Source organism: Methylobacterium sp. ME121 (assembly GCF_000974725.1).
GTDB lineage: Bacteria > Pseudomonadota > Alphaproteobacteria > Rhizobiales > Beijerinckiaceae > Methylobacterium > Methylobacterium radiotolerans.
Genome location: NZ_BBUX01000006.1, coordinates 34,633 through 47,712 on the forward strand (window position 1 = coordinate 34,633; position 13,080 = coordinate 47,712).

Below are 13,080 nucleotides of genomic sequence, written 5' to 3' on the forward strand. Positions count from 1 at the left end.
CCGCCCCTCGCGTGTCTGGCGCGTTCCGCCGGCATGGCTCCGGGCGCGGCCCTTGCTCTAAGGCGGCCGCGCCCCGGCATCCTGCCGGATCGAGAACCGCGTAGGACCCCTTGGCTGATCGAAGTCCCGATGTGGCGGAGCGCCGGGCACCCCTGCCGCTCCTGGTTGCCGTGACCATGACCGGAACGGTGGCGCTGCACATCTTCGTGCCGGCGCTGGCGGCGGCGGCCGTCGACCTCGGCACCAACGCCGCTGGCGCCCAGCTGACGATCACCGTCTACCTGATCGGGCTCGCGGGCGGTCAGCTCCTCTACGGGCCGCTCTCGGACCGGTACGGGCGGCGCCCGATCCTGATCGGGGGACTCGGCCTCTACCTCGCCGGGCTGCTGCTCGCGATCCCCGCGCCGAATATCGGCGTCCTGCTCGTCGCCCGTGTCCTGCAGTCGCTCGGCGCCTGCGGCTCGCTGGTGATCGGCCGGGCGATGGTCCGCGACGTCTCGACCCGCGAGGACGCCGCCCGAAAGCTCGCGATCCTCACCACGGCGATGACGCTCACGCCCGCGCTGGCCCCGGCGATCGGCGGCGTGGTGAACGAGGCCTTCGGCTGGCGCGCGGTGTTCGTGGTGCTGGCCGGCCTCGTCGCCGTGCTGGGCGCGCTCGTGGTCTTCACCCTGCCCGAGACCAACCGCCACAAGGTCGCGCTGCCGGGCTTCGTCGCCGTTCTGTCCGGCTACCTGCGGCTGGTGCGCGTCCCGGTGTTCCGCGCCTACCTGGTGGCGGGGGCCTGCGGCGGCACCAGCCTCTACGCCTTCCTGGCCGTGGCGCCGTTCCTCCTCGTGGACCGGCTCGGGCGCTCCTCGCAGGAGGTCGGGTTCGACTGCCTGATCGTCGTGTTCGGCATGGTCGGCGGGGCCGTCCTGGCGAGCCGGCTCGCCGCCCGGGTGCCGATCCGCAAGGCGGCGCGGAGCGGCAACCTCCTCTGCATCGGCGCGGCGCTGTCGCTGCTGCTCGTGGACCGCACCGGCATGCTCGGCGTGGTCAGCCTGATCGTGCCGCTCTTCGCCTACGCGGTGGGCGTCGGCCTGCTCAGCCCCAACGCGGTGGCGGGGCTGATGAACGTCGACCCGCACGCGGCCGGCTCGGCGTCCAGCCTCTACGGCTTCACGCAGATGACCTTCGGGGCGCTGTTCACGGTCGCCGCCTCCGCGTGGCCCGCGACCTCGGCGACGCCGGTGGCGCTCGCCCTGCTCGCGGCCGGCCTGATCGCCGCGCTGGCGCTCCGGCGGGCCTGACGGGACCGCGCGCGACGGCGGCGCGGGACCGTCTCCGTCACCGCGTCGGGCCGAGCGCCTCCACGGCGCCCGACGCGCCGGCGCCGAAACCGTCGGCCAGTTCCAGCCACAGCAGGCGCGCCGGGTCGACCGGCCCCGGCAGCGTCAGGCGCCCGGGCGGGACCGGCGTGAAGCCGAAGCGGGCGTAGTAGGGCGCGTCGCCGACGAGGATCACCAGGCCCTCGCCCGCCCGCCGCGCCCCGTCGATCGCCGCGCGGGTCAGGGTGCCGCCGATGCCGCGGCCCTCGAAGCTCGGATCGACCGCCAGGGGGCCGAGCATCACGAACGGGGTCGCCCCGGTCCGCACCGGACCCATCCGGACCGAGCCGACGAGGAAGCTGCCGACCGAGGCGGTGATGCCGAGGTCGATCCGCTCGGCCGCGCCCTCGCGGAGGCGGTAGGCGGTGCGGGCGAAGCGGCCGGGGCCGAAGGCCCGGGCATGGAGGCGCTCGATGGCGGGGGCATCCTCCGGCCGCTCCGGCCGGATGACGAGGGACAGATCGGTCACGGGGTGCTCGCGGGTCGGACGGCCGCCGCGTAGCAGCGCCGGGCCGGACCCGCAAACCGTCGCGCTACTCGGCGGCGGCCAGCGCGGGCCGTTCGCCGCCCTGCGTCAGCCTCAGGAAGCCCAGGGCCGAGAGCCAGATCACCGCGCCGCAGGCGGAGGCGACGCCGAGGACCAGCGCGAAGCCGCCGCGGTCGTGCAGGAGGGCGATCGCCGGCACCACGAAGCCGCTCGCCGTGAAGCCCACGAAGTACCGCACGCTGTAGGCGCGGGCCCGGTAGGCGGGCGGGACGTAGCGGGCGATCATCGCGTCGTTGATCACCACCTGCCCGTAGATCGCCGTCATGGCGAGGACGAGCCCGGCGAGCAGCGGCAGGCCGGTGGAGACGGCCGCGATCCCGAGCCCCAGCGGCTGCAGCACCGAGAGCGCCACGAACAGGGACGGCAGGCTGTAGCGGTCGATCAGCCGGCCCATGGCGAGCTGCATCAGCGCCCCGAACAGGAAGACGCCCGTGGCGAGGGAGCCGGTCAGCGCCAGCGGCAGCGCCTGCCCGACGCCCTCGTCGATCACCTTGGGCAGGCTGATCGTCGTCAGGTTGAAGGTCAGGCCGCCCGCGAAGATCGACAGGGCGAACATCGCCATGAGGGCCCAGGGCCGGGTCACCGGGATCACCGCCGCGCCGCCGGCCTTCCTTCCCGCGGCGTCGCCGTCGCCCGGGACCAGCGCCACGAACGCCGCCCCGCAGGCGAGGCAGACGAGGCCGGGAACGACGAAGGCCGCGCGCCAGCCGATCGTGGCGGCGAGCAGCGCGGTGAGGCCGGAGGCGGCGGCCGCGCCGAAATTGCCCCAGACGCCGTTGATGCCGAGATCGTGCCCGAGCCGGCGGGCATGGGTCACCAGCATGGCCGAGCCGACCGGGTGGTAGATCGCCGAGGCGAGCCCGAGGACGCAGAGCCAGAGGGCGAAGCCGAGCGGCGTCGAGGCGCTCGCGACGCCGAGGCAGGACAGGCCGTAGCCGAAGAAGAACACCGCCAGCATGTTGCGCCGCCCGAACCGGTCGGCGAGCGAGCCCATGGGCAGCGAGCACAGGCCGAAGGCCACGAAGGCGCCGGTGGCGAGCCCGATCAGCTCGCCGTAGCCGAGCCCGGTCTGGGCCGCGATGGCGATGACCGCGGTCGGGTAGATCAGCAGCACGAAGTGGTCGAGGGCGTGCGCGACGTTCACGAAGCGCAGGGTGCGGCGGGACAGTGTATCCGAATCCATCGCGGCGTATCCTCCGGGACGGCTCCCTGATAGCCTGACCCGATGGCGGTGTTGGGCCGGATATGTACGCGAACGGGCCAATGTTGACGGGGGCGCGCGCCGCCGCGGGGCGGTCGACGGAGGCGGCCGACTATCAGGACGTACCCCGCCCGGTCGCGGTGATGCCCAAGACCTACGCGGCCGGGATGCATCTCGACCGGCACTTCCATCCCCGCGCGCAGCTGCTCTACGCCACGTCCGGGCTGATGATGGCCTTCGCGGAGGACGGCACCTGGGTCGTTCCCGAGGGGCACGCCCTGTGGATCCCGCCGCGGCTGCCGCACGCGGTCGCGACCCACGGCGCGGTCTCGATGTGCTCGGCCTATCTCGATCCCGCCGCGGTCCGGTCCTTCCCGGCGAGTTGCCGGGTGATCGCGGTGTCGCGGCTCCTGGCCTCGGCGCTCACGGCGCTGGCGGAGGAGCCGGTGCTCTACGCGGTCGACGGCCGCGGCGGCCACCTCGCCGCCCTGGTGCTCGACGAGATCGGCCGGGCCCCCGCGACGCCGCTGGCGCTGCCGCTCCCGCGCGACCCGCGCCTGCGCCGCGTCTGCCTCGCGCTGATCGAGGATCCGGCCTCGGAGGCCGATCTCGACGCCTGGGCCGACCGGGCCGGCGCGAGCCGCCGCACGCTCACGCGCGGCTTCCGTGCGGAAACGGGCCTCAGCTTCGGCGACTGGCGGGCCCGGGCCCGCGTGATCCGGGCGCTGGCGCTCGCGGCCGAGGGGCGGCCGCCGCGGGCGGTCGCGGCGGCGGTGGGCTACCGAAGCGCGCAGGCCCTGCGGACGACCGTGGCGCGGGTGCTCGGCCCGCGGAGCGCCCGCTCCGCGGCCGGGCCGGCTTGAGCGCCGCCTAGGCCGCCTGCCGGGGCTCCTCGAACAGCTCGTCGGCCGGGCCGAAGAACTCGAACTTCACCCGCTCGGCCGGGACGCCGCGGCGCAGCAGGCCGGTGGCGAGATCCCGAAGGAACGGCTTGGGACCGCACAGATAGTAGGTCGCTCGGTCGTGCGGCGTGTGCTCGACGAGCCAGTCCGCCGTGATCAGGCCCTGGACGTCGTAGTGCTCACCCGGCCGGTCCGCGGCTTCGGGCTCCGCGTAGAAGGTCACGAGCCGCGCGTTGCGGGCCCGCGCCGCGAGCGCCCGGGCGTGGTCGCGCAGGGCGTGCACGCGGCCGAACAGGGCGCCGTGCACGTACCAGGTCGGCCGGTCCGGGCTGTCCGCCGCGATGGTCTCGAGCATGCTGATCATCGGGGTCAGCCCGACGCCGCCGCTGACCAGCACCACGGGCGCGTCGCTCTCGGCCTCGAGGCTGAAATCGCCCGCCGGAGCCGCGACCTTCAGCACGGTGCCGGGATGTGCGTGGTCGTGCAGCCAGTTCGAGGCGATCCCGGCCGGCCGGCCCGGCGCCGCCTCGCGCTTGACGGTGATGCGGTAGGCCCGGTCGCTCGGCGCGCAGGACACCGAGTAGTTCCGCTTCAGCACGCCGCGGCCCGGCAGGTCCAGGAGGAAGCCGAGATACTGGCCCGGCCGATGCCGCAGCACCGGGCCGCCATCGGCTGGGACCAGGACGAAGGAGCGGATCGTCTCGCTCTCCTGGGTCACGCTCTCGATCACGAAGTCGCGCCAGCCGTTCCAGCCGCCCGGCTCGGAGGCGTGGTCGCGGTAGATCGCGGCCTCCCGGCCGATCAGCAGTTCCGCCAGGAACCAGTACGCCTCCCCCCAGGCCGCGGCGATCTCCGGCGTGGCGGCCTCACCGAGGACGTCCCCGATCGCGCCGAGGAGCGCGTCGGCGACGTGGGGATAGTGCTCCGGCAGGATGTTCAGGGCGACGTGCTTCTGCGCGATGCGCTCCACCGCTCCGGCCAGCACACCGAGATTGTCGATGTTGCGGGCGTAGGCGAGCACGGCCTGGGCCAGGGCCTTCGGCTGCGCGCCGGTCTCGCCGTGATGGGACTGGTTGAAGAGGTCGCGGATCTCCGCGTTCTCGAACAGGCGCTCGTACATGCGCCGCGTGATGGTGAGGCCGTGGGCCTCCAGGGCCGGGACGGTAGCCTTGATGAGAGCGACGGTGGCGGGGGACAGGGGCGCGGGCATGGCACGGCTCAGAAGGTGCGTACGACATGCATCTTCTAGCGCGCCCCTCGAAAAGGTGCAATCGAAATATATCTTATGGGGCGGCGCTCGGCCCCGCGTCGGCGGTGGTGCCGCTCCTCCGCAGGGCGTACGGACGCGGCTCGCGGCGGACACCGCATCGCCCCACGGCAGAGATCGTCTTCTGGAGTTGAGATGCGCCTGACCCGCTACACGGATTACGCGCTGCGCACGCTGATCTACGTCGGGCTCCACGAGCCCGAGCAGAGCTCCATCGCCGCGATCGCCCGCGCCTACGGCATCTCGGAGAATCACCTGACCAAGGTGGTCCACCAGCTGGGACGGCTGGGCCTGATCCGGACGATCCGCGGCCGGGGCGGCGGCCTCCGCCTGGCGATGCCGCCGGGGGAGATCGTCGTCGGTGCGGTGGTGCGCCAGACCGAGGACGACCTGGCGCTGGTCGAGTGCTTCGGCGGCGGCGCCTGCGCCATCACGGCCCCGTGCCGGCTCCGGCGGGTGCTGGGGGAGGCTCTGGCGGCGTTCCTCGCCGTCCTCGACCGCTACACCCTGGCGGATCTGCTCGGCTCGCCGGACGGCGACGCGATCGCGGCGCTGCTGGGCCTCGCCGGGCCTCCGGGCGGCGAGCCGCCGATGCCGGCCGGTGCCGCGGGCCTGCCGGAGACCTGACGGCCCGCGCGCCGCGCGGTCAGGTCGCCCGGGCCGAGAAATCGATCCGCGGGTCGATCCAGACGTAGATCAGGTCGGACAGCAGGTTCACCGCGAGCCCGAGCAGCGAGAAGATGTAGAGCGTGGCGAACACCACCGGATAGTCGCGCCCGACGATCGCCCGGAACGACAGCTCGCCCAGGCCGTCGAGGGAGAAGATCGTCTCGATCAGCAGCGAACCGGTGAAGAAGGCCGAGATGAAGGCGCCCGGAAAGCCCGCGATCACGATCAGCATGGCGTTGCGGAACACGTGCCCGTAGAGCACGCGCCGCTCGGAGAGCCCCTTCATCCGCGCGGTCAGCACGTACTGCTTGCGGATCTCGTCGAGGAACGAGTTCTTGGTGAGCAGGGTCGAGGTGGCGAAGGCGCCGATCACCAGGGCTGTCAGCGGCAGCACCATGTGCCACGCGTAGTCGGTCACCTTGTGCCAGGGCGAGAAGCTCTCCCACCCCTCGCTGGTCAGCCCGCGCAGCGGGAACCACTGGTAGAACGAGCCGCCGGCGAACAGGATGATGAGCATCAGCCCGAACATGAAACCCGGGATCGCGTAGCCGATGATCACCACGAAGGAGGTCGCGCGGTCGAAGCGCGTGCCGTCCGCCACGGCCTTGCGGATGCCCAGCGGGATCGAGATCGCGTAGGACAGCAGCGTCATCCACAGGCCCAGCGAGATCGAGACCGGCAGGCGCTCCTTGATCAGCTGGATGACCGTGACGTCGCGGAAGTAGCTGCGGCCGAAATCGAACCGGACATAGTCCCACAGCATCTTGGCGAAGCGCTCGGGCGCCGGCCTGTCGAAGCCGAACTGCTTCTCGAGCTTGGCGATGAATTCCGGGCTCAACCCCTGGGCGCCGCGGTAGCGGGAACTGGCGTCTCCGCCGCCGCCCGACGGCCGGCTGGCGCCGCCGAGGTCGCCCGAGCCGCCGGTGACGCGGGACATGGCCCCGTCGCGCTGGCCCTGGAGCTGCGACAGCACCCGCTCCACCGGGCCGCCGGGGGCGAACTGCACGATGGTGAAGGTGATCAGCATGATCCCGAACAGGGTCGGGATCATCAGGCCGATGCGGCGCAGGATGTAGGCGAGCATGGCGTCAGTCCCGCCCGATCCGCTTGGCCTTGTCGGCGTCGAACCACCACGTCCCGGGGGCGCCGAGGTCGTATTTCGGCGGGGTCGTCGGGCGGCCGTACACGTCCCAGAGGGCGAGGCGGTGGGTCGAGGCGTACCACATCGGCACCCAGTAGCGCCCGGCCCGCAGGACCCTGTCGAGGGCTCGGCAGGCGGTGGTCAGGTCGGCCCGCGACTTCGCGTCGGCGACGGCGGTGAGCAGCGCGTCGATCGCCGGGCTCGCGATGCCGGAGAGGTTGTTGGAGCCCGCGGTCCCGGCGGACCGGGAGCCGTAGGTCTCGCGCAGCTCCGCGCCGGGGGTGAGCCCGCTGCTGTAGCGGCGCGGCGTGACGTCGAAGTCGAAATCCTTCAGCCGCGCCTGGTACTGGGAGGGATCGACCGTGCGCAGGCTCGCCCTGATGCCGAGCAGCCCCAGGTTGCGGATGAAGGGCTGCGTGACCGCCTGGAAGATCGGATCCTCGTCGAGGAACTCGAGGGTGAGCGGTTGGCCGCCCGGCAGCACCAGGCCGCCACCCTGGCGTGTGCAGCCGGCCTCCCGCAGGAGCGCGTCGGCGCGCTTCAGCAGCGCCCGGTCCTGGCCGGACCCGTCGGAGACCGGCGGCGCCCAGGCCTCGCCGAACACCTCGGGCGGCAGGTCCTTGAACGGCTCCAGCAGGGCGAGTTCCTCGGCCGAGGGCTTGCCGGTCGCCTTGAGGTCGGAATTCTCGAAGAACGAGGCCGTGCGCGCGTAGGCGCCGTACATCAGGTTGCGGTTCGACCACTCGAAATCGAAGCACAGGCCGATCGCCTCGCGCACCCGCGGATCGCGGAACGCCGCGCGGCGGGTGTTGATCCACCAGCCCTGCGTGCCGCTCGGCCGCGCGTCCGGCACCGTCTCCCGGACCACGCGGCCCTCGGTCATCGCCGGGAAGTCGTACCCGGTGGCCCAGACCCGGGCGGTGAATTCCTCGCGGAACGTGAAGGCGCCGCTCTTGAACGCCTCGAACGCCACGGTGCGGTCGCGGAAATACTCGTAGCGGATCGCGTCGAAATTGTTCTGGCCGACATTCACCGGCAGTTCGGCGGCCCAGTAATCCGGGACGCGCTCCAGGCCGATGGACCGGCCCGCGTCGACGGCGCCGACCCGGTAGGGACCGGAGCCGAGGGGCGCCTCCAGGGTCGAGGCCTCGAAGTCCCGGCCGGCGTAGTAGGCGGCGGAGAAGAGCGGCAGCTGCGCGACGAACAGCGGCAGATCCCGGGCGCGGCCCGGCTCGAAAGTCACCACGAGCCGCCCGTCGCCCTCGGCCCGGGCGTCGGTCATGGGACGGATGACCTCGGCGATCTCGGGATGGCCCTTGTCGCGCAGGAGCTTGAGGCTGAAGGCCGCGTCCCGCGCGGTCAGCGGCGAGCCGTCGTGGAACCGCGCCTGCGGGCGCAGCGCGAAGGTGTACGTCAGGCCGTCCGGACTGACCGTGACGGCGCGCGCGACCAGCCCGTAGAGGGCGTCCGGCTCGTCGAGGGCCCGGACCATCAGACTGTCGAAGGTCAGGTTCATGCCGGCGGCCCCGTCGCCGCGCAGCACGTAGATGTTGAGCGTGTTGAAGGTGTTGAGCGACTGGTTGCCGGTCGTCGCGGCGAGCTGCGCCGAGAAGCGCCCGCCGCGGGGCGCCATCGGATTGACGTAGTCGAAATGCGCGAAGTCGGGACCGTATTTCAGCTCGCCGAAGCTGGACAGGCCGTGGCGCTCCGCCCCCTCGGCCGCGCGGGCGCGGCGCCACGGCGGCATCGCCGCGAGGGCGCCGGCCCCGAGGACCAGGCCGCGCCGGGTCGGCATCCCGGGCGCCCCCGTCAACGGGGCGCCCCGGTCTTGGCCGCGAGCTTCTCGTCGTACCACCACGTCGTCGGGAAGCCGGAACTGGCGTAGAGCGGCAGGATCGCCGGGTGGCCGAACCGGTTCCAGCGCAGCGTCCGCTGCTGGTCGGAGGACCATTGCGGGACGACGTAGTCGTGGGCGAGGAGCACCCGGTCGAGGGCGCGCGTCGCCGCGATCACGGTGTGCCGGTCCTTGGCGAAGATCACCTTCTCGATCAGGGCGTCGATGCCGGGATCCTTGATCCCGATCAGGTTGCGCGAGCCGGGCTTGTCGGCCGCCGCCGAGCCCCAGTACTCGCGCTGCTCGTTGCCGGGCGAGAGCGACTCGCCCCACGACGCCGTGGTGACGTCGAAGTCGAAGTTGCGGATGCGGTTCTGGTACTGCGCCTGGTCGATCACCCGGAGGGTGGAGTCGATGCCGATCAGCTTCAGCTGCGCCGCGAACGGCAGGATGACCCGCTCGAAGGTGTTCTGGAACTCCAGGAACTCGACGGTCAGCGGCTCGCCGGTGGCCTTGCTGACCATCTTGCCGCCGCGCAGCTCGTAGCCGGCCTCGCGCAGCAGGCCGACGGCCTCGCGGAGGTTCTTGCGCACGGCCTCGGGGCCGTCGTTGACCGGGTTGGCGTAGGGGGTGGTGAAGACCGAGGCCGGGACCTTGTCCTTGACGCTCTCGAGGATCGCCTTCTCCTCGCCCTCGGGCAGGCCGGAGGAGGCCAGCTCCGAGCCGAAGAAGTAGGAGTTGATCCGCTTGTACAGGCCGTAGAACAGGGCCTTGTTCATCTCCTCGTAGTTCAGCGCGAGGTTGAAGGCCCGGCGGACGCGCGGATCCTTGAACTTGTCCCGGCGCGTGTTGAACGCGAAGGCCTGCATGATGCCCATGCCGCGCTCGGGGAACGCCTCCTTGATCAGCCGGCCCTCCTTCACGGCCGGGAAATCCTCGTAGGCGGTCGCCCAGTTCCGGGCGATGTTCTCCACCCGGAAGTCGTAGAGGTCGCCCTTCAGCGCCTCGACCAGCACCGTGCCGTCGCGGAAATACTCGTAGCGCTCGGTGTCGAAGTTGTAGCGCCCGGCGTTCACCGGCAGGTCCTTGCCCCAGTAGTCGGGCACGCGGGTGTAGGTCGTCGTGCGGCCCGGCTCGAACTTCGCGAGGCGATAGGGGCCCGAGCCCAGCGGCGGCTCCAGGGTCGTCTCGGTGACGCTGCGCGGCTTGCCGTTGGCGTCCTTGGCGGTCCACCAGTGCTTGGGCAGGACGCGCAGCTGCCCGATCACCTGCGGCAACTCGCGGTTGCCGGTCTCCGTGAAGGTGAAGGTCACCTCGTGCGGCCCGGTCACCGCGGCCTTGGCCACGGTCTGGTAGTAGGCGGCGTAGAACGGGCTGTTGGCCTTGAGCACGTCGAAGGACCAGACCACGTCCTCGGGCGTGATCGGCTGGCCGTCGTGCCAGCGGGCGTTCTCGCGCAGCCGGTACGAGACCGAGCCGAGATCGGGGGCGATCCGGACCGCCTCGGCGAGCAGGCCGTAGGAGGTGAACGGCTCGTCCGAGGACTCGGTCATCAGCGGATCGTAGATCTGCTGGATGCCGTTCTCGAGGTCACCCTTCAGGCCGGCGACGACGATGTTGAAATTGTCGAACCCGCCCTGGGCCCCGAACCGGACCATCCCGCCCTTGGGCGCGGCCGGGTCGGCGTAGTCGAAATGCTTGAAGTCGGGGCCGTATTTCGGCTGGCCCATCAGCGTGATCGCGTGGGTCCACTGGCCGTTGGCGGCCGGCAGGGTGGCAGGCAACTCAGCCGGCGTCGACGGCATCGCGGCCGGTTCCTGCGCACGGGCCGGGGCGAACTGGAGGCAGGCGGCGAGGAGTGTCGCGGCGAGGAGGCGTCCAGTCACGGTCTGCGCTGTCACGGGCAGGCTGTCTCCGTTGCGTCGGGCCCGCGCGCGGCGCGGACATCTCGAGAGTACCGGGGTCATAGGACGCGGGCGGCCACCCGTCGACCATGCGCCGCCGCACAGGACCGCGCGCGCGCCGCGCGCGACCCGCCGCGGGGCCGCGTCACGCCGCCCGCCCCCGGCGGCCCTCGACCAGCCACATGGCGAGCAGGGCGGCCGCCAGCGCGGCCAGCGCCGCGAGGCCGAGCGCCAGCGGGTAGACCTCGACGCCGCGGATGTTGGCGCTGTCGCTCGGACGGAAGCCGATCCAGTCGCTGCCGGCGAGGCGGCCGCCGCGCACCAGCGCGAGGCGCGGCACCTGGATGCCGCCGGTCTCGGCGACCCGGCGGACCGAGCCGCCCGATCCGTCGGCCGCGGCCTTCAGGCGCTCGGTGTCGCTGAACACGTCGGCCAGCTCGCGCGGGTTGGCCGGCCCGACGCTGACGAAGGCCACGAGGTTGCCCGAGCGCAGGGTGTGCAGGCCCAGGGTCTCCGCGTCGAAGGTCGCGGTGAACAGGCCGGGCTCCTTGGGCTTGAGCGTCAGCGTCGTCACCTTGCCGGTCGGGCCCGTGACGGTGACCGGCTCGGCCTGGTCCGCCATCGTCTGGCGCTCGACCCGCACCTCGCGGCCGCGCCCGGTGGTCTGGGCGCGCAGGGCCTCCTCCTCGAGGGCCGGCTCCTTCATCAGCCAGTGGCCGAGGCGGCGCAGCAGGTCGAGATAGGGGCCGCCCTCCTGGTAGCCCCGCGCCCAGAGCCAGGCGTGGTCGGACAGGAGCAGGGCGACGCGGCCCTTGTCCTCGCGCGACAGCGCGAGCAGCGGCAGGCCCTCGGCCCCCGACAGGATCGGCTGGATCCCCGGCCGGGTCCTGGCCTCGACGATGCGCAGCCAGTCGCCCCAGGCGGGCGGGTTCGCGTCCGAGCCCGGCAGGGCGCGCGTCACCGGGTGGCGCTGGCCGATCTGGGTCGGCGTCGCCTTGTAGGGCTTCTCGACGACCCGGCCGTCGGGGTCGCCGGGCAGGATGCCGGCGAGCCGCGTGCGGGCGAGGCTGGCCGGTCCGGCGAATTCGGGACCGGCGGCGATCAGCAGGGCGCCGCCCTCGCGGACGTAGCGGACGATGTTGTCGAAATAGGCCTGCGGCAGCACGCTCTGGTTGGCGTAGCGGTCGAAGATGATCAGGTCGAAGTCCTTGATCTTCTGGACGAACAGCTCGCGCGTCGGGAAGGCGATCAGGGAGAGTTCCGAGATCGGCGTGCCGTCCTGCTTCTCCGGGGGCCGCAGGATCGTGAAGTGGACGAGGTCGACGTTGGCGTCCGACTTCAGGAGGTTGCGCCACGTGCGCTCGCCCTGGTGCGGCTCGCCGGAGACGAGCAGCACCCGGAGCTTCTCGCGGATGCCCTCGATGGGCAGGACCGCCCGGTTGTTGACCGTGGTGAGCTCGCCCGGCAGCGGCTCGACCTCGATCTCCACCACGTTCGGGCCGCCGTGCTCGATGCGCAGGTTCAGGGAGAACGGCTTGTCGGTGGCGACGTCCCGCCGGCCGATCTCCTCGCCGTCGCGGCGCACCGTGACGACCGCGTGGCCGGTCCCGCCGCGCTCCATGACCTCGGCGCGGATCGTCAGGTCCTTGCCGACGATGCCGAAGCGGGGCGCCTCCAGGAGCTTGATCTGCCGGTCGCGCTCGTCCGGGTGTCCGGTGACGAGGACGTGGAGCGGCGCCTTGATGCCGAGCTGGGCCAGGGAGGCGGGGATGTCGTGCACCACGCCGTCGGTGAGCATCACGATCCCGGCGAGCCGCTCCGGCGGCACGTCGGCGAGCGCCTGGCTCAGGGCCGTGAACAGCTTGGTGCCGTCGTCGCCGTCCTTGGAATCGGGCACGTCGATGAAGCGGGGCTCGATGTCGGTCAGCGCCCCGAAGCGGCGCTGCAGCTCGGCGCGGACCGCGTCGGTCATCTGCGGCCGGTCGCCGAGCTGCTGGGAGCCGGACCGGTCGACCACGATGGCGGCCACGTCCTTCACGGGCTCGCGGTCCTCGCGCACCAGCGCGGGATTGGCGAGCGCCGCCAGCACCAGGGCGAGGACGAGGACGCGCAGCAGCGCGGTCCGGCCGCGGGCCAGGACGGCGAAGACCGCCAGGACGGCGACGATCGCGCCTAGGACGGCGATGGCCGGCCAGGGCAGGAGGGGGGTGAAGCTGAGGCTCAGCATCGGGCGGAGCACTCCGGA

The 13,080-nt window shown here is 72.4% G+C and carries 10 protein-coding genes; 3 read left to right on the forward strand and 7 right to left on the reverse strand.

The window, feature by feature from the left end:
* The first annotated feature begins 131 nt into the window (after positions 1-131).
* A complete protein-coding gene (locus tag ME121_RS06900) occupies positions 132-1,292 on the forward strand; it encodes a multidrug effflux MFS transporter (protein ID WP_012320583.1) in 1,161 nt (386 codons plus the stop codon).
* A gap of 37 nt (positions 1,293-1,329) precedes the next feature.
* On the opposite strand, the gene ME121_RS06905 is transcribed toward ME121_RS06900, so the two are convergent.
* Positions 1,330-1,839: a GNAT family N-acetyltransferase gene (locus tag ME121_RS06905; protein WP_012320582.1), complete on the reverse strand. Its 510-nt coding sequence runs from the start codon at positions 1,837-1,839 to the stop codon at positions 1,330-1,332.
* A gap of 64 nt (positions 1,840-1,903) precedes the next feature.
* Positions 1,904-3,100 carry an MFS transporter gene (locus ME121_RS06910; RefSeq protein ID WP_059408566.1) on the reverse strand — a complete coding sequence of 399 codons (1,197 nt, stop codon included), beginning with the start codon at positions 3,098-3,100 and terminating at the stop codon, positions 1,904-1,906.
* Positions 3,101-3,162: 62 nt separating this feature from the next.
* Between ME121_RS06910 and ME121_RS06915 the strand changes: the two genes are divergently transcribed.
* Positions 3,163-3,981: an AraC family transcriptional regulator gene (locus ME121_RS06915; RefSeq protein WP_024829195.1), complete on the forward strand. Its 819-nt coding sequence runs from the start codon at positions 3,163-3,165 to the stop codon at positions 3,979-3,981.
* A gap of 7 nt (positions 3,982-3,988) precedes the next feature.
* On the opposite strand, the gene hmpA is transcribed toward ME121_RS06915, so the two are convergent.
* Complete coding sequence (gene hmpA, locus ME121_RS06920) at positions 3,989-5,230, reverse strand: NO-inducible flavohemoprotein (protein WP_059408567.1); 1,242 nt, start codon at positions 5,228-5,230, stop codon at positions 3,989-3,991.
* Between the two features lie 192 nt (positions 5,231-5,422).
* Here hmpA and ME121_RS06925 point away from each other — a divergent pair, with 192 nt between their 5' ends.
* On the forward strand, positions 5,423-5,914 hold the full coding sequence (locus ME121_RS06925) for an Rrf2 family transcriptional regulator (RefSeq protein ID WP_029359850.1): 492 nt from the start codon (positions 5,423-5,425) through the stop codon (positions 5,912-5,914).
* Between the two features lie 19 nt (positions 5,915-5,933).
* Here ME121_RS06925 and ME121_RS06930 read toward each other — a convergent pair whose 3' ends face one another.
* From ME121_RS06930 to ME121_RS06945, 4 genes are all read right to left on the reverse strand, one after another.
* Complete coding sequence (locus tag ME121_RS06930; protein WP_012320577.1) at positions 5,934-7,040, reverse strand: microcin C ABC transporter permease YejB; 1,107 nt, start codon at positions 7,038-7,040, stop codon at positions 5,934-5,936.
* A 4-nt stretch (positions 7,041-7,044) separates the two neighbouring features.
* On the reverse strand, positions 7,045-8,892 hold the full coding sequence (locus tag ME121_RS06935; protein WP_059408568.1) for an extracellular solute-binding protein: 1,848 nt from the start codon (positions 8,890-8,892) through the stop codon (positions 7,045-7,047).
* 14 nt (positions 8,893-8,906) lie between these two features.
* Entirely contained in the window at positions 8,907-10,832 is a 1,926-nt protein-coding gene (locus tag ME121_RS06940) for an extracellular solute-binding protein (protein ID WP_059408569.1), read from the reverse strand.
* A 148-nt stretch (positions 10,833-10,980) separates the two neighbouring features.
* Positions 10,981-13,062: a hypothetical protein gene (locus ME121_RS06945; RefSeq protein WP_059408570.1), complete on the reverse strand. Its 2,082-nt coding sequence runs from the start codon at positions 13,060-13,062 to the stop codon at positions 10,981-10,983.
* Between the last annotated feature and the right edge of the window lie 18 nt (positions 13,063-13,080).

Coding starts and splice junctions, on each gene's coding strand:
- ME121_RS06910 (WP_059408566.1), bottom strand. CDS start 3,100: ATGGATTCGGATACACTGTCCCGCCGCACCCTGCGCTTCGTGAACGTC.
- ME121_RS06915 (WP_024829195.1), top strand. CDS start 3,163: ATGTACGCGAACGGGCCAATGTTGACGGGGGCGCGCGCCGCCGCGGGG.
- hmpA (WP_059408567.1), bottom strand. CDS start 5,230: ATGCCCGCGCCCCTGTCCCCCGCCACCGTCGCTCTCATCAAGGCTACC.
- ME121_RS06925 (WP_029359850.1), top strand. CDS start 5,423: ATGCGCCTGACCCGCTACACGGATTACGCGCTGCGCACGCTGATCTAC.
- ME121_RS06930 (WP_012320577.1), bottom strand. CDS start 7,040: ATGCTCGCCTACATCCTGCGCCGCATCGGCCTGATGATCCCGACCCTG.
- ME121_RS06935 (WP_059408568.1), bottom strand. CDS start 8,892: ATGCCGACCCGGCGCGGCCTGGTCCTCGGGGCCGGCGCCCTCGCGGCG.
- ME121_RS06945 (WP_059408570.1), bottom strand. CDS start 13,062: ATGCTGAGCCTCAGCTTCACCCCCCTCCTGCCCTGGCCGGCCATCGCC.